This window comes from Rhizobium sp. PvP014, from assembly GCF_017876855.1.
Taxonomy (GTDB): Bacteria; Pseudomonadota; Alphaproteobacteria; order Rhizobiales; family Rhizobiaceae; genus Neorhizobium; species Neorhizobium soli.
The window spans coordinates 427,501-449,157 of sequence record NZ_JAGIOT010000001.1 but is presented as its reverse complement, the minus strand read 5'-3'; the positions used below and the strand labels follow the sequence as shown (position 1 = coordinate 449,157).

13 protein-coding genes, 1 tRNA gene and 2 rRNA genes are annotated in these 21,657 nt (G+C 59.0%); 4 read left to right on the top strand and 12 right to left on the bottom strand.

The genetic code is table 11. The features are described 5' to 3' along the window. Nucleotides 1–195: 195 nt before the first annotated feature. The 8 genes from J3A65_RS02085 to J3A65_RS02050 all read right to left on the bottom strand — a co-directional run bounded on the left by J3A65_RS02085 (nucleotide 196) and on the right by J3A65_RS02050 (nucleotide 9,725). Entirely contained in the window at nucleotides 196–1,851 is a 1,656-nt protein-coding gene (locus tag J3A65_RS02085) for a glycerol-3-phosphate dehydrogenase/oxidase (protein WP_209898998.1), read from the bottom strand. Beyond that, the gene (locus tag J3A65_RS02080; RefSeq protein WP_209898995.1) at nucleotides 1,844–2,614 is read right to left on the bottom strand and encodes a DeoR/GlpR family DNA-binding transcription regulator; all 771 of its coding nucleotides are present in this window, start codon (nucleotides 2,612–2,614) and stop codon (nucleotides 1,844–1,846) included. Before J3A65_RS02080 ends, J3A65_RS02085 begins: the two co-directional genes overlap by 8 nt. Further along, nucleotides 2,611–4,137, bottom strand: coding sequence for an FGGY-family carbohydrate kinase (locus tag J3A65_RS02075; RefSeq protein ID WP_209898992.1), 1,527 nt, complete (start codon nucleotides 4,135–4,137; stop codon nucleotides 2,611–2,613). The genes J3A65_RS02080 and J3A65_RS02075 overlap by 4 nt, the downstream gene beginning before the upstream one ends. Nucleotides 4,138–4,285: 148 nt before the next feature. After that, the gene (locus tag J3A65_RS02070) at nucleotides 4,286–5,152 is read right to left on the bottom strand and encodes a DeoR/GlpR family DNA-binding transcription regulator (protein WP_062578335.1); all 867 of its coding nucleotides are present in this window, start codon (nucleotides 5,150–5,152) and stop codon (nucleotides 4,286–4,288) included. Between the two features lie 247 nt (nucleotides 5,153–5,399). Further along, nucleotides 5,400–6,344, bottom strand: a complete 945-nt coding sequence (locus tag J3A65_RS02065; RefSeq protein WP_062578338.1) for a D-ribose ABC transporter substrate-binding protein — start codon at nucleotides 6,342–6,344, stop codon at nucleotides 5,400–5,402. 95 nt (nucleotides 6,345–6,439) lie between these two features. After that, nucleotides 6,440–7,435: an ABC transporter permease gene (locus J3A65_RS02060; protein WP_244473986.1), complete on the bottom strand. Its 996-nt coding sequence runs from the start codon at nucleotides 7,433–7,435 to the stop codon at nucleotides 6,440–6,442. 83 nt (nucleotides 7,436–7,518) lie between these two features. Then, entirely contained in the window at nucleotides 7,519–9,057 is a 1,539-nt protein-coding gene (locus tag J3A65_RS02055; RefSeq protein ID WP_209898989.1) for a sugar ABC transporter ATP-binding protein, read from the bottom strand. Next, on the bottom strand, nucleotides 9,054–9,725 hold the full coding sequence (locus J3A65_RS02050; RefSeq protein WP_209898985.1) for a DUF2291 domain-containing protein: 672 nt from the start codon (nucleotides 9,723–9,725) through the stop codon (nucleotides 9,054–9,056). The genes J3A65_RS02055 and J3A65_RS02050 overlap by 4 nt, the downstream gene beginning before the upstream one ends. 773 nt (nucleotides 9,726–10,498) lie before the next feature. On the opposite strand from J3A65_RS02050, the gene J3A65_RS02045 reads away from it, so the two are divergent. The 4 genes from J3A65_RS02045 (at nucleotide 10,499) to J3A65_RS02030 (ending at nucleotide 15,591) form a co-directional block, all read left to right on the top strand. Next, the gene (locus J3A65_RS02045) at nucleotides 10,499–12,070 is read left to right on the top strand and encodes an FGGY-family carbohydrate kinase (RefSeq protein WP_348635231.1); all 1,572 of its coding nucleotides are present in this window, start codon (nucleotides 10,499–10,501) and stop codon (nucleotides 12,068–12,070) included. Further along, a complete protein-coding gene (locus J3A65_RS02040) occupies nucleotides 12,067–13,584 on the top strand; it encodes a glycerol-3-phosphate dehydrogenase (protein WP_062578346.1) in 1,518 nt (505 codons plus the stop codon). Before J3A65_RS02045 ends, J3A65_RS02040 begins: the two co-directional genes overlap by 4 nt. A gap of 15 nt (nucleotides 13,585–13,599) precedes the next feature. Further along, nucleotides 13,600–14,532 carry a TIM barrel protein gene (locus J3A65_RS02035; RefSeq protein ID WP_209898979.1) on the top strand — a complete coding sequence of 311 codons (933 nt, stop codon included), beginning with the start codon at nucleotides 13,600–13,602 and terminating at the stop codon, nucleotides 14,530–14,532. Between the two features lie 108 nt (nucleotides 14,533–14,640). Further along, nucleotides 14,641–15,591, top strand: a complete 951-nt coding sequence (locus J3A65_RS02030; protein WP_209898976.1) for a sugar-binding transcriptional regulator — start codon at nucleotides 14,641–14,643, stop codon at nucleotides 15,589–15,591. A gap of 865 nt (nucleotides 15,592–16,456) precedes the next feature. Here the strand turns inward: J3A65_RS02030 and J3A65_RS02025 are convergent. The 4 genes from J3A65_RS02025 to J3A65_RS02010 form a co-directional block, all read right to left on the bottom strand. Then, on the bottom strand, nucleotides 16,457–16,897 hold the full coding sequence (locus J3A65_RS02025) for an RbsD/FucU domain-containing protein (protein ID WP_209898973.1): 441 nt from the start codon (nucleotides 16,895–16,897) through the stop codon (nucleotides 16,457–16,459). A gap of 695 nt (nucleotides 16,898–17,592) precedes the next feature. After that, a tRNA-Met gene (locus J3A65_RS02020) sits at nucleotides 17,593–17,669 on the bottom strand. 260 nt (nucleotides 17,670–17,929) lie between these two features. Beyond that, nucleotides 17,930–18,044: ribosomal RNA gene (gene rrf / locus J3A65_RS02015) — 5S ribosomal RNA — on the bottom strand. Nucleotides 18,045–18,301: 257 nt separating this feature from the next. Continuing rightward, nucleotides 18,302–21,116, bottom strand: a 23S ribosomal RNA gene (locus J3A65_RS02010). Between the last annotated feature and the right edge of the window lie 541 nt (nucleotides 21,117–21,657).

Here is a 21,657-nt window from a genome sequence, read left to right as displayed (position 1 = left end):
TCTGAATACCTAAATAAATACGCGCAGGACGTGTTATTCTGGATAAAAGAGAGAGTACTGGGTTTTCGTTGTATTGCCGCCTGACGCGGTTGGAAACAAAACAACCCATCGGTGCCGTCTCGGAACGAAACGTATTCGGCTGGTCTTGAATATACCGGTTTGAGGCAAGTGCGGCCGGCGGAGTCGCCGAGCTGCTCAAGCAAACGAAAACCCGTGACGCGCGGCAAGTCTTGCCTTGGTGGCGCGAAGTTCCACCGCAAGACGCTCCGGGTTCCAGTCTTTCTGCGCCGCCATGCGATCTGCCATGGCATCTAGATCGCGTCCGCTGAGGCGGCCGGTGATGGCAAGCGCCGTGCGGCGCAGCACAAGATCGTCCAGATGCGCCACCTGCTCATGGCCCGTAATCCAGGCCAATTCATCAAATGAATAATCCGGTGCATCCGCCAGCATGGTGGGCGTATTCCCTTCGGCTTCCAGAATGGCAAGCGCCGTCGTGCCATAACGCGATAGCAGCGTGTCGGCGCGAGCCTGATCCACGCCGGTCCTTGAGCAGGCCATGTCCAGCCACTTGACCCGCTCGTTCTCGCGCGGAAAACCGCGTCCTCCTCCAATCGCCAAGCTTTGCGTGCTGATGCGGCGCGTCTGCTGAAGCCGGACCAGAACCATGTCGGTCACTTCCTCGGCAAAGCCGCGAAATGTCGTCCACTTGCCGCCGACGAGCGAGACAATCGGCCACGGTCTCTCCCCCTCCGGCTCGATGACCGGTGCCGAATGATCGCGGCTGATGAGGCCGGGGGCCGTGCTATCGGAGGCCGGGAGCGGGCGGATGCCGGCATAGGTATAGACGATCTGTCTGCGGTCGAAGGAAAGACCCGGCAACAGGCCGCTGAGGCTCTGCAGCAGGTAATCGATCTCGGCATCGCTGCAGGTGACCTGATCCGGGTCGTCGTCGCGAATATCTGTCGAGCCGACCAGCGCCTTACCGAGATAATCGAACACGAGGCAGATGCGCCCATCATCCGCCTCGAAATAGATCATCCGCCCGCCGAGCGTTTCGATAAGATCCGGATGATCGAGAAGAATGTGGGACCCCTTGGTGCCGCCGATCAGGCGGGAGGTTACACCCAGATCTTCATTGACCCGGTCGATCCAGGGGCCGGCGGCATTGATGACGAGGCGTGGGCGAATACGCTGCTCGTTCCCGTCCTCATCGACCAACACAACGGCCTGCCCGTCCCTGCCCCCGATCCGCGTATAATTGAGGGCACGCGACGAAGCACTTGCTCGCAGGCCATCCTCGACGAGTTCCAGCACCAGCCGTTCCGGATGACTGATCTTGGCGTCGTAATAGAGGCCGGCCGCCACAATGCGCGGCGTGAGCGCCGGAATGGTGGCGAGTGCCCGCGCCTTGCTCCACAGCGAATGGCGCGGCATCATGCGATGACGCGAGCCATAGAAATCGTAAAGCGCGAGACCAATCTTCATTAGCACCGCGCCACGGCTTCGCGGCGCCGTTGTAGAGCCGAAGAGCGTGCGAAGTGCTGCCGGAATTCCTTTGAGCCAGGAGAAGATGGGGATCACCGTCGGCAGGCGGCTGACGCAATGCGGCGCGTTCTTGAGGAGAAGATTGCGCTCCAGCGTCGACTGCGCGACAAGGCGAAACTCGCCCGTCTCAAGATATTTGATGCCGCCATGGATGAGGCGCGAAGGGGCCGCCGAGGTGCCGGAACCGAAATCGGCCTTGTCGGAGATGACGCAGGTCAGCCCCTGCTCGCAGAGATCGCGAAACACCCCGGCTCCATTGATGCCAGCGCCAAGGATCAGAACGTCCACGTCTTCAATATCAGTCATTTTCCGTCACCAGCTTGAGGCTAACACCGGCCGCCCGTAGGGCATCGGCTGTTTTTACGGGAAGGCGATCATCGACGTAAACCACGTCGAACTCTTTGAGATCGGCAAAAAGGTGCAGCGCCACCCGGTCGAATTTCTCCGAATCCACCATCAGAACCTTGCGCACGGCGGAAGCCATCATCGCCTGCTTGACGCGCACGACGAGCGGATCCTGGATCATTGCAGAGGTGCCGCTGATCGCCGACGCCGAGCAGATCAAGAGATTGACGCGCAGGCGCGACAAGGCGCTTTCGCAGAGATGGCCGATAAAGGCGTGATAGGTCGGGTGATATTCGCCACCGAGACAAATCAGCTTCACCTCATCAACCCCGCTCAGCCGTTCCGAAAGATCAAGGCTGTTTGTGACGACGGTGAGCGGCCTCACCTCCGTGATATGTTGCGCGAGCGCGTTGACGGTGGTGGAATCATCGATGAGGATCACGCTCCCCGGCTCGATCTCGCCAACCGCAGCCCTGGCCAGCGCCGCCTTGGCGGCAAGCGAGCGGGTCTTGCGGAAGCTGAACAGGCTTTCATAGACGCCTGACGGCTGGGCGCTGACGGCACCATGCAGCTTGCGCAACACGCCCTGCCTTGCCAAGTCCTCCACGTGCCGATGGATCGTCATGCGCGAGACGCCGAATTCGGTCACGAGATCGTCGATACGGGCTTCGCCGCGCTCAATCACATAAGCGGCGATGGCCTCGCGGCGGGTATCAGCGGTCATTCCGCGCCCTCCGAACTGAAGGCTTCGATACGGGGCCAGAGCGGCGCAAGCGCCTTCGCCAGATCGCTATGCAGGCCATACCGCTCGTCGAGCGCCTTTTGCCGTACAGGGTCGGGATGGTAGTCGTGGCCGATGGAGGCCAGATCGCGCGGATCATCCGTCGGGGAGGAAAAAAGCCCGATACCGGAGCCAGCACAGAGTGCGGCTCCCCAGGCTGCGGCCTCTTCGGTGTCCGTGACGGTCACCGTCATCCCAAGCACATCGGCAAACAACTGCGCGAAAAGCGGATTGCGGGAGATGCCGCCCGTCAGCTTTGCCGTCTTCATCTCAAAACCCTGGCGTAGGTCGCCCACATGAACCCGATGGTTGAAGGCAATACCCTCGATCACCGCCCGCAGCATGTCGGCCCGGCCGTGCCAACCGCGCAGGCCGAGGAATCCGGCGCTGGCCGTCGATCCATGCGGAGAGCCGAACAGGTAGGGGTGAAACAGCACCGTCGAGGGACGCTCGATTGCTTCACCGATTTCGCGGCCGAGACGCTCATGGATGGAAGCACCCTCGACCTCTGCCGCCTTCTGGTCGGATTTACACAGGCGGTCGAGGAACCAGTCATAGTTTGCCGCAGACGCCGGCGAAATCGCCATATTGTTCCACTCGCCGAACCTCAACCCGTTTCGGCAGAACCAGCGGGCATCGACCACGGGGCGCGTCGAGACAGTCTCGTTGATGGAATAGGTGCCGGCCACCACTGCCACCTGACCCACGCCATAACCGCCGATGCCGAGCGACGAGGCCGTGACATCATGCAGGCCGGCGACAACAGGCGTTCCGGCGACAAGCCCGGTCAAAGCCGCTGCCTGCGGTGTCACGCCACCGATCACCGCATCCGGCAGCGCCACTTCCGGCAGAGCGCCGGAAAGCGCGCCGAGGCCGTAGAGCTCGAGGATGTCAGGCGCGTAGGCCTGCGACGCTACTTCGGTGAAGGAAGTGCTGGCTTCCGTCAGGTCCGTGCCGATCGTGCCGGTCAGGCAGTAACGCAGCCAGTCCTTGCAGGCAAACGCCGTTCCGATGGCACCAAACCGCTCAGGTTCATGCTCTCGGATATGGGCCAGAAGTGATGCCGGCGCGGATGCATGCGGCCGCTGGCCGCTCAAGGCCAGCGCCGCCTCTGCCGTGCCATCGCCATCCCAGTGGGCAACGATGTCGCCGGCGCGGCTGTCGAGAGACAGGATGCCGTGGCCGAGCGGATTGCCGTCGCGGTCCAGAAGGTAGAGCCCGTCGCCATGAGCGGTTGCGGCCACCGCTGCGATCTCGGATGCCGGCCGGCCGCTTTCGGCAATCGCGTCCGAAATGGCCTCGGCGGTTGCCGCCCAGAGGCCTGCCATATCGCGCTCGACATGGCGGGCTTTTGTCATGATCTGGGGAATACGTCGCCGCGCCACCGACAGGACGGCACCCGTCTCATCGAAGACAACCGCCTTGGTGACGGTGAGGCCATTGTCGATCCCAAGCAGACAGGGCATCGGAAGCTCCGAAAAAATGCATCGCGTGGTCGAAGATCCGCTTGTCTGGCCGGCGCAATGCGTGAGATGTCAGGCGCCCGGCCCGCACGGGCAGACGGCCCGCTTCGTTAGAACGAGCACACAACTGTTAACTTCACAAGATGTACGGTTACAAATCACTCTTTGTATCATCCGCATTGCCGTTTGGTGCGGCAACGACGAGATTGATGCCCCGCGCGCGCAGCCGCTCGATGGTGCGCGGAGGCGTGGCGCTGTCGACGATGACCACGTCGAATTCATCCAGCGATCCCATGGCATGCAGCGCGCGCCGCTCGAATTTGGTATGGTCGACCAGCAGGATGCGGCGCGAGGCGCATTCGAACATGGCCCGCTTGATGTCCACCATATCCGGAGACTGGTGAAACAGCATGTCTTCACTGATGGCGGATACGGAGAGAAACACCTGATCGGGGCGCAGGCGGCGGATCTCGTTGGTGGTCACGGGTCCCATGAAGGCATTGCACCAGTTCTGGAACTGCCCGCCAAGACAGAGCAGCGTCAGGTCGCTTACCTCACGCAGGGCATTGATCATCGTGATGGAATTGGTAATCGCCGTGAGCGGCACGCGCGCTGAAAGATGCGGCACCATTTGCAAAACGGTCGTGGAATCATCAAAGAAGATCGCCTGCCCCGGCTGGATAAACTCGGCAGCAGCAGCAGCAATGGCGCGCTTTTCGGATGCCTGCCGAGTGGATCGATAGACGTCACTGGATTCGATGAGGCTTGTCGGTGCCGCTGAGACAATGCCGCGTGTCTTGCGGAGCAGGCCGCGGCTCACCAACTCATCCAGATCGCGGTGAGCGGTCATCAGACTGATGCCAAACCGCTCGGTCAGATCCTCGATGCGCATCGTGCCCTCAGCCATCACGGCCTCGGCCACCAGCTGCCTTCGAGCGATCTGGCGGGCTTGGCGGCTATCGCTGGAAATCTCCTCGCCCATCAGGCGCTCGAGAGGACGTTCCTGTTGGTCGCGCATGCTTATTGCCCACATCTCCCGGAGAACCGCGCGAACTGGTGAACGCACATCTCCATGGCTCCGGTCTGTCGCACCGCTGCTCGCTCACAGGGAACATCCGCACGCCATACGCGCCTCTGGTGCAATCGACATCTAGCACGTCTTCAGCGGGGCGCCACCGGTTGGAATGATCTTCCGCGCAAAGAAGAGCTGAAATCGCAAGAGGTCGGGGCCGCAGCGAGTGCGGCCCCGGATAGATCGTATCCGTTTACTGCGAGAGCGTGAACGGGCCGGTATACTTGTCGACGTTGTCCTTGGTGATCAGCAGGCAATCGAAGAGCTGCTTTTCGGTGGCAGCGCCGGTCTTGCCCGTCTTGATGAAAGAATCGGCCTGCTTCACGGCTTCGGCCGAGAAGACGGCAACCGGCTGGAGCACCGTATACTGCATCTCGCCAGACTTGATGGCGGCAACCGCATCCGGCGAACCGTCGAAGCCGCCGACCTTGACCTTGTCGAGCTTGCCGGCTTCCTTCAGCGCTGCAATCGCACCCAGCGCCATTTCGTCATTGCCGGCGATAACGCCGTTGATGTTCGGGTTGGCCTGAAGCAGGGACTGCATCTTCTGGTAGCCCTGGGTGCGATCCCAGTTGGCCACTTCCCTGCCGACCTTCTTCATGTCCGGATACTGGGTAATGACGGTTTCGTAGCCGTTAGAGCGGGTCGCGGCATTGTTGTCTGCGGGGTTGCCGAACAGCTCCACATAGGTGCCCTTTTCGCCGACCATCGAGATCCAGGTTTCGGCACCAAGCGCTGCCCCTTGCGCGTTGTTGGAAACGAGCTGCGCCTTGGCAAGACCTTCCTGGTTGATCTCGGCATTGACGAGAATGACCGGGATACCCGCGGCAACAGCCTTCTTCACCGCGCCGACCGAACCATCGGCATTGGCTGGATCGAGGATGATGGCGGCCGACTTGTTGGTGATCGCCGTATCGATGAGGGTCGATTCGGTGTTGGTGTCGCCCTTGTGGGCGGCGACATTCGCCTTGTAGCCAAGGCCTTCCGCCGTCTTCTTGGCAACTTCACCTTCGGTGCGCCAGTAGGGGTTGGCCGGATCCGTGACGATGATCGAGATCAGGCCGTCTGCCATGGCAGCTGTCGTCATGAGGCCTGTCGCGACGGCGGCAAGCATGAATTTCTGAAAGGATTTCAACATTTTCTACTCCCATTGGAATGTTGCAGTCTTCGCCTCTTCAGGCATCCTTTCCGCGGTACCCTCCCAACAGGCCTTTGCGGACAAGTTCTTGGACGTCAGCCCTTGCGTGCGCCGGAGCCGTACTGAATTGTGTTCATGAGGACGGCCAGCACGATAACCGAGCCGGTGAAAACGGTCTGCCAGTAGGACGAGACGCCGATGATGACCAGGCCATCGGAAAGGAAACCGATGACGAAAGCGCCAAGCATCGTGCCGCGTACCGTGCCGCGACCACCGGTCAGTGCCGCACCGCCGACAACCACAGCGGCAATTGCCGTCAGTTCATAGGTGCTGCCGGCTGTCGGGCCAGCAGATGTCAGCTGTGATGACAGCACCAGCCCGGCAATGGCCGAAAGGATGCCGGAGAGCGTATAGACGGTGATCTTGACGCGCTTGACCGGCACGCCGGAGAGATCTGCCGCCCGCTCGTTGCCACCAGATGCATACAGCCAGCGGCCAAAAGCCGAGCGGGCAAGCATCAGGCCGGCCAAGAGGGCGATCACGGTCAGAACGATGACGGAGATGGGGACGCCAGCCAGACGGTTGAAGCCAAGCCAGTCGAAGCCGGTATTGCCAAGTTCGGGACGGCCCGACAGGTTGTTGTAGGTGAGGCCATTGGTCTGCAACAGCGCGATACCGCGGGCAACATACATGACGCCGAGCGTCGCAACGAAGGCCGGTACGCGGAACCAGGCGACCAGGATGCCGTTGATGGCGCCAACAAAAGCGCCGAACAGGCAGGTCAGCACCACTACCGCCCAGACCGGCGGGTAAAGGATGACGCCGAAGGCCGAAAGCTCGACGCCCTGCATCATGGCGCCGGCAACGACCCCGCAGAGTGCAAGGATCGAGCCGACCGACAGGTCAATGCCGCCGTTCAGGATCACTAGCAGCATGCCGATGGCAAGGATACCGTAAATGGCGACATGCGAAGCCATGATGAGAAAATTGGCGACGGTGAAATAGTTCGGCGACAGGTAGGAAAACACGGCAATGATGAGGATCAGGGCGAAGAAGGCGCGCCCCTCCAAAAGGAGTTGGCCAATGCTCATGCCGCCAGCTTTGTCGACTTTGGCAGTTTCGGCTTTCGGTGCGATGGCTTGGTTCATGGTCTAGAATTCCCCAATTGACGGCATCAGGCAGCCACAGACTCGCCGGAGGCAGCCATGATCTTTTCCTTGGTGACGCTCGAATCGAACTCGGCCGAGATGCGACCCTTGTGCATGACGATGATGCGATGTGCGACCGACAGGCACTCGCTGACTTCCGACGTGGAAAATACCACCGCCAGACCGGTGCGCGCGCGCTCTGCCAGAAGCTTAAACACTTCTGCCTTGGCGCCGATATCGATGCCGCGCGATGGCTCGTCGAGCAGGAGCACGGTCGGATCGGTCGCCAGCATCTTGCCGATGACCACCTTCTGCTGGTTGCCCCCCGAAAGAGAGCCGATGGGGGCGCCACCGCCAGACGTCTTCACGGTGACCTTACGGATGGTATCGGCAATCAGCGACTGCTCGATCCGCCGGCTGGTAAAGAGGCCGCGGGTGAAATTCATGATCGATGCGAGCGACATGTTTTCACCGACGCTCATGGTCTGCACCAGGCCATCGCGCTGGCGGTCTTCCGGCACGAGCGCTAGACCACAGGCAATGCGATCGGCAATCGACAGAGACGAGATTTCCTCGCCCTCCAGAAAGATACTGCCGGATTTCGGCTTGAGGCGGCCGGCCAGCGTTTCCAGCAACTCGGTGCGCCCTGCCCCCATCAGCCCGTAGATGCAGACGATTTCGCCGGCCTTCACATCGAGCGACAGGCGGTCCACTAGGTTGAAGCCGGCATTGGGATCGGCAACCGTCAGATCGACCACCGAAAGCGCCGTTTCTCCAAAAGCATAACCTGACGGCGGGGATCCGAGATCATAATGTTCGCCCACCATGTTGCGCACGATCCATTCCAGATCGATCTCGGCGCGCGGCGCATAAGCGGTCATGGTACCATCGCGCAGCACGACGGCGTGATCGGTGATTTCCAGCGCTTCTTCGAGATGGTGCGAGATATAAACGATCGATACGCCCTTGGCTGTGAGATCCCGAATAACCTTGAACAGCACCTCGACTTCGGCCGCCGAAAGCGCCGAGGTTGGCTCGTCCATGATCAGGATGCGGCTGTCGATTGACAGCGCGCGAGCGATTTCCACGATCTGCTGCTGGCCGAGACGCAGGTCTTCTACAGGCGTCAGCGGGTCGATGTCTTCTTCCAACTCTTCGAGCAAAAGCCGCACCTGACGCTCTTCCTCGGCAAAATCTACGCCCGTGGCGCCCTGGATCTCGCGGCCCATGAACACGTTGTCGCGCACCGAAAGATTGGGTGCCAGGCTGAGTTCTTGGTGGATGATCGAGATGCCGTGGTCACGCGCCTCGGTCGACGAGGTAAAGTTCACCCCCTCGCCATCCAGCACGATTTCACCCGATGTCGGCTGAACGACGCCAGACAGGATCTTCATCAGCGTCGACTTGCCGGCACCATTTTCGCCGAACAGCGTGGTGACCTGGCCATAACGGATATCAAAATTCACGCCCTTGAGAGCATGGATGTTGCCATAAGACTTGGCGATGTTGCGCGCCGATAGCACGACATCGCCGCGGCGGGGGCCTTTCGTCTCTGGCTCGCTCATTTCACATCCACCTTCACCGGCGTGATCAACCAGTTTTTCGGGTTGACGAGGCGAAAGGCGCCGACGACGTCGACTGTCTTGCCCGTCAGCGCCGACGTATCGATCGGATCGAGCACCGAGGCCTTCATGGCACGGTTAATGGCCGAACCGGCGTCCTGGTATTCGATCTGGTTCTTGAACGAGCCGAAAGCGATATCGCCCGGCGCATCGCGCAGGTCCGTGCCGTTGATGGCGGGTCCGGTCTGCATGCGCAGCTTGATATCGGCCGGCATTCCGGCGACAGCCACCTCATAGATGCCGGACTTGCCTTCCCCCACGACACCGGAAAATTTGACCATCATCACCGTACCGGTCGTAGACGCGGTGCCGTATTTCTTGCCGGCAGCTGCCTTGTCGGCAAGCACTTCCGGCGCGATCGTCACGGCGTCGGCAGCCTTTTCCACCACCACCGACTGAACACGCGGAAATTCCTTTGTGCCGAACGTATCGGGCGAAAACGCCTGCTGGCGAACATCGGCTTCCGACCCGACATGGACAACCGTCGTGTCGAGCGCGATGGCAGACAGAACAAGCAGGCCGGCACCCACAAGGACGACACCCGTGCGCTTCGACGATTGCTTGGCTTTACGCGCACGCAATGCGGCGACTGAAGATTGGAGGGTGCTCATGAGCCGGCCTCGCCTTTCGCCCGATGTTGAAAGAGTATGGAAAGAAGCAGGAAGGCAGCCCGAAGCCGGGCCTTCCTGATCGGCGGCAAACGCGTGCAGCGCGCGGCGTAAAGCAGCATGGCCTCCTCCCATTCTTGATAGCCGCAGCGCCTCCTCCAGGCCCCACGATCGCTTCATCCCTCTACGCTATATTCACGTTATATAGGCCGTCAAGTATGTTATGTTGAAGACAGGTCCTTTTTGAGAGATCGCTCACGCAGAGGTGAGATCTTGCACGGGATCGACGGCACATTCGCCAGATCCGAAGGCCTTCCAGGCGCGCCGGCCGCCGATTGTGCAAGCCGCCCGACGCTCTTTGAGGGCAGAGCACTCTTGCGGACCGACACAACGCACTTGCAGCAATGTCTTGAACTTAAACAAAAATCCGCAAACCACGATGCGACCACGCTAAAGTCTGCCGGTGGCCGAGGCGAGCGTACCAGCGCAAAAGACTGTCGGATGTAGCGAGACAGCGCCGGCCGCACGCAAGCAACGAAAAAACCTTATAGCTTTCTAACATAACTGAAAAAAACTTCCGCGTCTGCAAAAAAAATCATGTACCTTGTTATCATTGTGATATGTATTATCAACGTGCGAGCGATCCGGGGCGCGGGGTGAGGAATGCCTTCGACAGGACGCAACGGTATCGCGCGGAGGAGGATGAAACTGCATGAAGACTATCTCCAAAGCGCCTTTGTGCGTCCCTGTCCATGCGACGATCCGCGGTATGCGCCATGCGTGATGTGATCATCGGCATTGATGCCGGCACCTCGGTTATCAAGGCGGTGGCCTTTGATCTTGCAGGCCGGCAAATCTCGTCCTCCAGCGTGCCCAACAGCTACCTGTCCGGGTCCGATGGATCTGCGACGCAGCCGCTCGACAGAACCTGGGCCGATTGCACGCGGGCGCTACGCGGTCTTGGAGAGCAGGTCACCGATCTTTCCCGTCGTACGGCAGCGGTTGCCGTGACTGCGCAGGGCGACGGCACTTGGCTTGTCGACCGCGACAACCGGCCCGTTGGCGATGCCTGGTTGTGGCTTGACGCCCGCGCGGCCCCGACCGTTGATGTGCTTGCCGCAAAGACTGAGAACCGGGCGCGTTTCGAACTGACGGGTACAGGGCTAAACACCTGCCAGCAGGGTGCGCAAATGGCGCATATGGACCGGTTTTTTCCAGAACTTCTCGATTCTGCCGACGTTGCCCTCCATTGCAAGGACTGGCTTTATCTCAACCTCACAGACGTGCGCGCCACCGATCCGTCGGAAGCAAATTTTACCTTCGGGAATTTCCGCACGCGCGGTTATGAGGAACAGGTTTTTGACGCGCTGGGTCTTGGCCACCGCCGCCATCTGCTGCCTGAAATCATCGAGGGCACGCAGACCCTCAATCCGCTGACAGCGACGGCGGCAAAACAGACGGGTTTGCTGGAGGGCACGCCCGTTTGCCTCGGTTACGTGGACATGGTGATGACGGCGCTGGGTGCCGGCGTTTATGGTGGTACCGGCGATACCGCCTGCTCCATCGTCGGCTCGACCGGCGTCCACATGCGGGCAACCAATATCGCTGGCGTACATCTCAACGCCGAAGGCACCGGATATGTCATGGCGCTCCCCGTACCGAATACGGTCGTGCAGGCCCAAACCAATATGGCCGCCACCCTCAATCTCGACTGGGTCTTAAGCCTTGGCACAGACCTGCTGCGCGAGATGGGACAGGAGATCACACCACGCGACCTGATGGGCCGTATCGAGGGCTGGCTTGAAAAATCCACTCCCGGCCAGATCGCCTACCATCCCTATATTTCCGAAGCTGGCGAGCGTGGGCCTTTCGTTAACGCGCAGGCCCGTGCCGGTTTCATCGGCCTTTCGGCCAGTCATCGTTACCCGGATCTGGTGCGCGCCGTCGTTGAAGGTCTCGGCATGGCGATGCGCGATTGTTATGCGGCGATGGGCGGCCTTCCCTCGGAACTACGCCTCAGCGGCGGCGCGGCGCGCTCGCGCGGTCTGCGCGCGGTTCTCTCAGCTGCGATCAATGCGCCGGTCCGCGTCTCCGATCGTGAAGAGGCAGGCGCTGCGGGCGCCGCAATGATGGCAGCCGTTGCCATCGGCGCCTATCCCGACATGAACGCCTGCGTTGGCGAATGGGTGACGCCGCTGCTTGCTGCACCGGAGACCCCGAACGCAGAACTTGCCGCCACCTATGAGCGGCTGTTTCCCGCTTTCCAATCCGCGCGTCACGCGCTTGTTCCCGCCTGGACGAAGCTGGCGGCGGCCCGCGATGCGACACTTCAGAGGAAAAAGACATGAGCACGCAAACACAGATGATCGATCTGTTCGTGATTGGCGGTGGCATCAATGGCGCCGGGATGGCGCGCGACGCTGCCGGCCGCGGCCTCAAAGTGGTCTTGTGCGAGAAGGACGATCTGGCCGAAGGCACGTCCTCCCGCTCCGGCAAGCTGGTGCATGGCGGTTTGCGTTATCTCGAATACTACGAATTCCGTCTGGTGCGCGAGGCGCTGATCGAACGCGAGGTGCTGCTGAAGGCCGCCCCGCACATCATCTGGCCGATGCGGTTCGTTCTGCCGCATAGCCCGCAGGATCGCCCCGCCTGGCTGGTACGGCTCGGCCTCTTTCTCTACGATCACCTCGGCGGCCGCAAGAAACTGCCGGGTACCCGTACGCTGGATCTCACCCGCGATCCCGAAGGCGCACCGATCCTCGACGACTACACCAAGGGGTTTGAATACTCCGACTGCTGGGTGGACGATGCGCGCCTGGTCGTACTGAACGCAGTGGATGCCGCAGAAAAGGGCTGCGAGGTTCTGACCCGCACAGCCGCCGTCACCGCACGGCGCGAAGACAGCGCCTGGTCCATTACCACGAAGAATGTTCTGACCGGCGAAACTCGCCAATTCCGCGCCCGCTGCATTGCCAATTGCGCCGGCCCGTGGGTATCGGACATTATCGGCCGGGTGGCCGGCTCCAACTCGGCGCGCAATGTGCGCCTCGTCAAGGGCAGCCATATCATCGTGCCCAAATGGTGGGCAGGGCCGCAGGCCTATCTGGTGCAGAACCACGACAAGCGGGTGATCTTCATCAACCCTTACGAGGGAGACAAGGCTCTGATCGGCACCACCGATATTGCCTATGAAGGCCGTGCCGAAGAGGTGAGTGCCGACGAGCGGGAGATCGAGTATCTCCTGTCTGCCGTGAACCGGTATTTCAAGGAAAAGCTCCGGCGCCAGGATGTGCTGCACACGTTTTCCGGCGTGCGGCCCCTGTTTGACGATGGGAAGGGCAATCCGTCGGCCGTCACGCGCGACTATGTCTTTGATCTCGACGAAACGGGCGGCGCGCCGCTCCTCAATGTGTTCGGCGGCAAGATCACCACGTTCCGCGAGCTTGCCGAGCGCGGGATGCAGAAGCTGACCCAGGTCTTTCCCACAATGGGGGGCAACTGGACGGAAGCGGCGCCGCTTCCTGGCGGCGACATGCCCAATGCTGACTACGAGAGTTTTGCCAATACCTTACGTGATCTTTATCCATGGATGCCGCGTGCGCTTCTGCAGCATTACGGCCGCCTTTACGGCACGCGCACGCGCCAGATTGCCGGCACGGCAGATAGTCTTGCAGATCTAGGCCGGCATTTCGGTGGCCAGCTTTACGAGGCGGAGGTGCGCTACCTCGTGAAAAGCGAATGGGCACGCACAGCCAAGGACGTGCTCTACCGCCGCACGAAACATTACCTGCACTTGACTGAGGCAGAACAGGCTGCCTTTACCGCCTGGTTTGACGAAGCAAATCTCGCCAGTGCCGCCTGAGACCGGAGACCGCCCATGCCGCTGACGCTTTCCCTCAACACCAACCCGCTGGTGAACCGTTTTGCCGAGCCGGCCGATCTCATCGAAACGGTGGCGCGCGACCTGAAAGTCCGCGACCTGCAGCTGACCCATGAGTTCATCAACCCGAGCTGGCCGGCGCCCGTCATCCGCCGCCTGACGCGGGAGATGGGCACTGCCCTTAACCGCACCGGCGTTCGCGTGACCAGCGGCATGACCGGACCCTATGGCCGCCTCAACCATTTCGGCCATCCGGATGCCGATGTGCGGCGCTATTATATCGACTGGTTCAAGACCTTTGCCGATATCACCGCCGATCTCGGCGGCACCTCCGTCGGCACGCAGTTTGCGATCTTCACCTATAAGGATTTCGATGATCCGGCCCGTCGCGAAGAGCTGATCAAGATCGCCATCGACTGCTGGGCCGAGGTGGCGGAACATGCCAAGGGTGCCGGCCTCTCCTTCCTGTTCTGGGAACCGATGAGCGTCGGGCGCGAATTCGGCGAAACGATCGCAGGCTGTCTTCACCTTCAGGATCGGCTGACATCAGCGAATATGGCGATCCCGATGTGGATGATGGCCGATATCGACCACGGCGATGTCACCTCCGCCAATCCGGACGATTTCGACCCTTATGCCTGGGCCCGCGCCGTGCCAAGTGTGTCGCCGATCATCCACATCAAGCAGAGCCTGATGGACAAGGGCGGTCACCGGCCGTTCATCGCCGAATTCAACGCCAAGGGCCGCATCCATCCCGAGCCGCTGCTCGAAGCCTTTGCGCAAGGCGGCGCGGAGAACAACGAGATCTGCCTAGAACTGTCCTTCAAGGAGCGCGATCCGAACGACCGTCAGGTGATTTCCCAGATCGCCGAAAGCATTGCCTTCTGGGCACCCCATATCGAGAGCGGCATCAAGGACCTGCATATCTGATCCGATCTCATCAGACAGCGGCTCTTGCAGGAAACGGCGCAGAGGGCGAATTGCAGGAGATCCTTGTCTTGACCAGCCTGACGACAGACAGCAGCAGAAGGAAGAGCAATGGCCCGCCGCAGTGACAGCGATCCCGAAGAAAGCCTGGCGATCCGCGCGGCCTGGCTGCATTACGCTGGCGGACTGACGCAGGCTGCGGTGGCAAAACGGCTCGGCGTGCCCTCTGTTAAGGCGCATCGACTCATTGCACGCGCGGTGGCCGACGGTGCCGTCAAGGTCTCGATCGATGGCGCCATCGTCGAATGCGCCGAACTGGAAGCTCAGCTTTGCGATCGCTATGGGCTCGCTACCTGCGAGGTGGCGCCGGATCTGGGAGAGGACGGCCTGCCGCTTCGCGCGCTCGGCCTTGCCGGCTCCAGCTTCCTGCGCCGCACGATCGAGGGTGGCGATTACAAAGTCATCGGCCTTGGCCATGGCCGCACACTGGCTGCTGCGGTGCGCCAAATGCCGCGCTTTGAAGCGACCGGCGTGTGCTTCGTATCACTTCTTGGTGGGCTCACCCGCAATTACGCCGCAAATCCGCATGACGTGATGTATAATCTGGCGGAAAAGACCGGGTCGCAATCCTATGTGATGCCAGTACCCTTTTTTGCCAACTCTGCAGAAGATCGCGAAATCCTGCTGGCCCAGCGCGGCGTGCGGGAAATCTTTAACATGTCGAACAGTGCCGGCCTCAAATTCGTCGGCATCGGAACGGCAGACGCCAGCGCACAGCTTGTTGCCTCCGGTATGATCGAACGGCGCGAAATCACGGAAATCGCCGCCGTCGGCGCTGTCGGGGAAATGCTCGGCCACTTCTTCGATGGTGATGGCCGCGTCCTCGAAACGACGCTCAGTGCCCGCGCGCTCTCGGTCGATCTCGAAACGCCTGAACAGACCCGCATCGTGGCAATCGCGGGCGGGTTGCAAAAGCTTGCCTCGATCCGCGCCGTGCTGCGCAGCCGCCGCCTCAAAGGGCTGATCACCGACGAACCGACCGCCCGCGCGCTTGTGAGCTGACAAGAGGATGTACCGGCACATCTGACGATTGCAGCCGAACAACTGGAAGAAAAACAGCCAAAGCCGCGTGCGCGGATCGGCATCAGTTGGAAGATGAACAAGGCAATGGCAGAGGCGAAACCTTTGTCGAGGGCCGATAGCCGCTGACGCGATGCGTGATCCCCCATTCAGCGTTTCGTCATTTCGCCTTTCAACTCCATGCGCGAGGCGACGGCCTCGCACGGGGAGACCTCCGGGAAGATTGGAGCGGAGAACATTGCACTGGGCCAACGAGCGGCTTGGACCGGCGAGTTCTCAACCCGGTGTTGAAGGAGTGCAACCTCCACATCGTGGAACTGGATTATTCCGGACGGCGCGCGCCTGCGGGTTTCCCAAAAGTATACCGGCATTGTATCCCTCCGGTGCGCGGCGGCGTTGTGCTTCACGGCATTTCCAGTGGGCAGGAATCAGTTGTTGTTGACCGTGGTTCCGACCAACATACTGCTTTTGCGGATTATGTCGGAGGGGTCTTGCCGACGCTGCGGTAGGCGTTGCAATCTTCGCCTCCCGTTCAACGGCTGGCTTCAGCCGAATCTTCCGCGCGGCTCGTTTGGGCGGTGGCAACTCTTAGGTTTTGGCAATTTTACAGGCGCCGTGTTGGCCGTCGGCGTAGCCGCGGCCTGGCTGGGGGAGAGGGCATCAACACGCGAACCGCTGGCGTGACCGATGATGTGGCAAGCGCTCTTTCCTCTATGTTGTTAGGCAAGATCACGAGCAGTAGCCACTTTCCGTTGCATTGCTGACTCATGCTCGCAGGTTAGATCCTGCGCTCGATGGGCGGCATGACCACATGAAAAGGCTGGTAAACTGAACCGCTGGATGCAAATTAGACAGATCGGATGACGCCTTTTGTGAAAATGAAACATCCAAATGGTCGATCGTCCGTAGTCGCGACAACAGCAAATGCACCAGCCGCCACATCGTAGAATCTCGTCCTCTCAACGGGCTGGAAGCCAACCTCCCGCTGCTCTATTTCGTTTACTATTTTTTCGACATCGTCATGAACCGACGTGCCGTAGCCGAGGTCGCCGTCAGGGACCATCTTTACAACGGGCTTTTCGAGGAAATCGTCGACCGGCATCAGCTTCAATACATCGGTGATGATTGAAACGAGAGGGACACCCGCAATCGGCAAGACGCGTTGATGACGGGAATATGCTGGATAATTGGCATCCACCACTACGAGACAATCACCATGCCCCATTGCTGCGAGTGCCCAAAGCACGTCTGGACTCAGATGCTTCGGGATATTTTTCAACATTGTCATACTATTTCAGTCATCCCTGTAAAGTTGCTTCGATCATGTCGTGGCCGAGATTATCCAGGAAACAGACTGGCAAAAAATCGAGTCAGTGGCAATGAAATCCACCTCTCGTCTACAGATATGGCATCTTTTGCGAACTTCAGCCAGGGACCGAAACAGGATGCTGGGAGCGTTGGCCGGAGCGCTTTCCGTATCTCCGACATTGCCAAAACGACGAGGGTTCAGTCCATTCGATTGACCGCCTTTCACGCCAAACACACAGAGCGCCGGCCGCGCCTTGCCATCCTAGACGCTCAGCACGATGAACTCGAAGCACGCGTTAGAAGGTGGTCTCGGCTCGCCTGCAGCGACGTGCTGGCGGACGATTATCTGTAATAAATCGCCGGACTGAAGTAGCAGTCCAATCCCCAATGTCGAGGTTGCCATTCGCGTCCTGATCCAGACGGTGGTAATTTGCGAACACCCGGCGATAAGCCATCATCCCTGCAGGTGCATAGTTCAATTGCCAACATCATTGGCTTTGATGGGCGGTCCTCGATGTTATGGAGCAACATTTAATGGCGACCGCTGGCAACGTTCTCATGGCGCGGCTTGTGGCTGCCGAGATTGATAAGCGGAGAAAACGCAAAAAAATCCTCGACCGTTATGGTGAGGAGCTCCAGAGAAATATTTGAAGTGCTCGAATTTACAAGTTTTGTTGGTTGCGGGGGCAGGATTTGAACCTGCGGCCTTCAGGTTATGAGCCTGACGAGCTACCGGGCTGCTCCACCCCGCGCCAAGCGAATTTGGCTTTGCCAAATTTCGCGTCTGCGTAAACCGCGTTGCGGTTTACGTGTAGTGCCGGAGCAAATCCGAAGGATTTGTCTCCTGTGAGGGACGCACCGGCTACAGACCGAACGTCCCATTATTTCGTTAAACCCCAGCAACGACAAAAGGCCGCTTTGGGAGCGGCCCTTGGTTTGGCCAGGGGCCGATTGTTTTCGTGTATGAGAAGATTGTTTGATCCATCCTTATGGATGGCATTGCCTTTAATAGACCTGGCAGCGACCTACTCTCCCGCGTCTTAAGACGGAGTACCATTGGCGCAGGGGTGTTTCACGGCCGTGTTCGGAAAGGGAACGGGTGCAGCCACCCCGCAATGACCACCAGGTCGATTAAGGGCAATGTATGCGTGGCAATGGGCGACCATTGCAACGCTTTATCGAGAAGCTGGCGGAGGCGAACCCCCTTTTGTCTTAGTTGAACACGTCTTTTGTTTGCCGGCTGGTTTGTCGGAGCAAAGCTCCGCAAGGCCAGAGGCCGTCGCGCCTGTTGGCGCGGCCCGTCCGGAGCGTTTTTTCGCGCGTCAGGACAAAACAGATGTCATCATCAAGGTGCGCAGCACCTTGATGAGCATAGTCAATGAGAACGATGAAGCCAATCGGGCTATTAGTAAGGCTAAGCTTCATGCATTACTGCACGTCCACACGCCTCCTATCAACGTGGTCGTCTTCCACGGCCCTGATAGGGAATACTCGTTTTCAGGTGGGTTTCCCGCTTAGATGCCTTCAGCGGTTATCCCTTCCATATATAGCTACCCTGCTATGCCGTTGGCACGACAACAGGTCCACCAGAGATATGTCCATCCCGGTCCTCTCGTACTAGGGACAGATCCTGTCAATATTCCTACACCCACGGCAGATAGGGACCGAACTGTCTCACGACGTTCTGAACCCAGCTCACGTACCGCTTTAATTGGCGAACAGCCAAACCCTTGGGACCTGCTCCAGCCCCAGGATGCGATGAGCCGACATCGAGGTGCCAAACAACCCCGTCGATATGGACTCTTGGGGGTCATCAGCCTGTTATCCCCGGCGTACCTTTTATCCGTTGAGCGATGGCCCTTCCACGCGGGACCACCGGATCACTATGACCGACTTTCGTCTCTGCTCGACTTGTCAGTCTCGCAGTCAGGCGGGCTTATGCCATTGCACTCGACGACCGATTTCCGACCGGTCTGAGCCCACCATCGCGCGCCTCCGTTACTCTTTCGGAGGCGACCGCCCCAGTCAAACTACCCACCATACACTGTCCCGGATCCGGATAACGGACCGCGGTTAGACATCCATGACGATAAGGGTGGTATTTCAAGGATGGCTCCACGAGAACTGGCGTCCCCGCTTCAAAGCCTACCACCTATCCTACACATGCCGACACGAATGCCAGTGTAAAGCTATAGTAAAGGTGCACGGGGTCTTTCCGTCTAACCGCAGGAACCCCGCATCTTCACGGGGAATTCAATTTCACTGAGTCTATGTTGGAGACAGCGGGGAAGTCGTTACGCCATTCGTGCAGGTCGGAACTTACCCGACAAGGAATTTCGCTACCTTAGGACCGTTATAGTTACGGCCGCCGTTTACTGGGGCTTCAGTTCAAAGCTTGCACCTCTCCCTTTAACCTTCCAGCACCGGGCAGGCGTCAGGCCCTATACGTCGTCTTTCGACTTCGCAGAGCCCTGTGTTTTTGATAAACAGTCGCTACCCCCTGGTCTGTGCCACCCCTTTCCACTTGCGTAAAAAGGGGTCACGCTTCTTCCGAAGTTACGCGTGCAATTTGCCGAGTTCCTTCAACATAGTTCTCTCAAGCGCCTTGGTATGCTCTACCTGACCACCTGTGTCGGTTTCGGGTACGGTCTATACGGTGGAGCTATTTCCTGGAACCGCCCCGCTGCACATCCAATCCAATAAGGAGGTACAACTTACGCGATCCGTCACTACCACCAGGCCCACGAATATTAACGTGGTTCCCATCGACTACGCATTTCTGCCTCGCCTTAGGGGCCGGCTAACCCTGCTCAGATTAACTTTAAGCAGGAACCCTTGGTCTTTCGGCGAGGGGGTCTCTCACCCCCTTTATCGTTACTCATGTCAACATTCGCACTTCCGATATCTCCAGAGGCCCTCACGGGTCCTCCTTCACAGACTTACGGAACGCTCCGCTACCACATACACTTGCGTGCATATCCTCAGCTTCGGTGCATGGCTTTAGCCCCGTTACATTTTCGGCGCAAAGACCCTTATTTAGACCAGTGAGCTGTTACGCTTTCTTTAAATGATGGCTGCTTCTAAGCCAACATCCTGGTTGTTTTGGGATCCTCACATCCTTTCCCACTTAGCCATGACTTGGGGACCTTAGCTGGAGGTCAGGGTTGTTGCCCTCTTCACGACGGACGTTAGCACCCGCCGTGTGTCTGCCGACTAGTACTCCTCGGTATTCGGAGTTTGGTTAGGATCAGTAAGACGGTGAGTCCCCATAGCCCATCCAGTGCTCTACCCCCGAGGGTATTCGGTCGACGCTCTACCTAAATAGATTTCGCGGAGAACCAGCTATCTCCGAGTTTGATTGGCCTTTCACCCCTAGCCACAAGTCATCCCAATCTATTGCAACAGATGCGGGTTCGGCCCTCCAGTTGGTGTTACCCAACCTTCAGCCTGCTCATGGCTAGATCACTCGGTTTCGGGTCTAATGCATCTAACTAAATCGCCCTATTCAGACTCGCTTTCGCTGCGCCTACACCTACCGGCTTAAGCTTGCTAGATACACTAAGTCGTTGACCCATTATACAAAAGGTACGCCGTCAGGCCCCTTACTAAAAAGAGCGCCCTCCGACTGCTTGTAGGCATCCGGTTTCAGGTTCTATTTCACTCCCCTTGTCGGGGTGCTTTTCACCTTTCCCTCACGGTACTTGTTCGCTATCGGTCATGCACGAGTACTTAGGCTTGGAGAGTGGTCTCCCCATGTTCAGACAGGATTTCACGTGTCCCGCCCTACTCAAGGACAATGTCTGTTCTACGCTTACGGGGCTATCACCCACTCTAGCCAGGCTTTCCAACCTGTTCAGCTTTATTCAACATTGCCACTGGCCTGGTCCGCGTTCGCTCGCCACTACTTACGGAGTCTCGGTTGATGTCCTTTCCTTCAGGTACTTAGATGTTTCAGTTCCCTGAGTTCGCTTCTTACACCCTATGTATTCAGGTGTAGATACCTTATTAACAATACCTAGAAATCTAAACCGTCCCGAAAGACGACTTAAACTTTCTAGGTATTTAAGGTGGGTTGCCCCATTCGGAGATCCATGGATCAAAGCTTATTCGCAGCTCCCCACGGCTTTTCGCAGCGTATCACGTCCTTCTTCGCCTGTGCATGCCAAGGCATCCACCAAATGCCCTTAAAACACTTCATCGTTCTCATTGCCAATGCTCATCAATATAGCCCGCTCCAGAGGAGCAAGCGGAAGGGCTACCTTTTACAACCCAACCTTCTCATGATGCCATCAACGTGTTCGATCAGACCACTTTATTGGAACCACGCCGAGCGGTTCACTTGTGTCCTGATCTTTAAGACCAGCTTCTCGAGATTAAATCCGGGTCCGCGCGGTTAGCAAACGGACATCAATAAGTCGTCAGAGGTGGTTTAGGGCCAAGCCCCAAAACACCAACAACGACCGACCAGAGTGACATGCTTCCTACCTACTCCAGTTCTTCCTCCAGATCCGACCGGCTAGGTCATCCTTGGTATCATTAGAACCGGGCTCGGACATCTTTGGGTCAAAACCCAAAAATACCTGGAAGCATCCAGATCAATCTTCTCTTCACAATTTTGCAGAACAGGCACAAACGCAGATGCGTCGTGCAAACCTTTATTTCTTCAGAAGACAATACGACAGGGGAACCATCAAGTGGCTCACCCCGTAGGCCAGAGGCCGTCGCCGATCGTTCGGCGCG

What these genes read in the sequence shown, in the direction of transcription:
- J3A65_RS02085 (WP_209898998.1), bottom strand. Translation starts at nt 1,851, where the DNA reads ATGACTGATATTGAAGACGTGGACGTTCTGATCCTTGGCGCTGGCATC.
- J3A65_RS02080 (WP_209898995.1), bottom strand. Translation starts at nt 2,614, where the DNA reads ATGACCGCTGATACCCGCCGCGAGGCCATCGCCGCTTATGTGATTGAG.
- J3A65_RS02075 (WP_209898992.1), bottom strand. Translation starts at nt 4,137, where the DNA reads ATGCCCTGTCTGCTTGGGATCGACAATGGCCTCACCGTCACCAAGGCG.
- J3A65_RS02070 (WP_062578335.1), bottom strand. Translation starts at nt 5,152, where the DNA reads ATGCGCGACCAACAGGAACGTCCTCTCGAGCGCCTGATGGGCGAGGAG.
- J3A65_RS02065 (WP_062578338.1), bottom strand. Translation starts at nt 6,344, where the DNA reads ATGTTGAAATCCTTTCAGAAATTCATGCTTGCCGCCGTCGCGACAGGC.
- J3A65_RS02060 (WP_244473986.1), bottom strand. Translation starts at nt 7,435, where the DNA reads ATGAGCATTGGCCAACTCCTTTTGGAGGGGCGCGCCTTCTTCGCCCTG.
- J3A65_RS02055 (WP_209898989.1), bottom strand. Translation starts at nt 9,057, where the DNA reads ATGAGCGAGCCAGAGACGAAAGGCCCCCGCCGCGGCGATGTCGTGCTA.
- J3A65_RS02050 (WP_209898985.1), bottom strand. Translation starts at nt 9,725, where the DNA reads ATGAGCACCCTCCAATCTTCAGTCGCCGCATTGCGTGCGCGTAAAGCC.
- J3A65_RS02045 (WP_348635231.1), top strand. Translation starts at nt 10,499, where the DNA reads ATGCGTGATGTGATCATCGGCATTGATGCCGGCACCTCGGTTATCAAG.
- J3A65_RS02040 (WP_062578346.1), top strand. Translation starts at nt 12,067, where the DNA reads ATGAGCACGCAAACACAGATGATCGATCTGTTCGTGATTGGCGGTGGC.
- J3A65_RS02035 (WP_209898979.1), top strand. Translation starts at nt 13,600, where the DNA reads ATGCCGCTGACGCTTTCCCTCAACACCAACCCGCTGGTGAACCGTTTT.
- J3A65_RS02030 (WP_209898976.1), top strand. Translation starts at nt 14,641, where the DNA reads ATGGCCCGCCGCAGTGACAGCGATCCCGAAGAAAGCCTGGCGATCCGC.
- J3A65_RS02025 (WP_209898973.1), bottom strand. Translation starts at nt 16,897, where the DNA reads ATGACAATGTTGAAAAATATCCCGAAGCATCTGAGTCCAGACGTGCTT.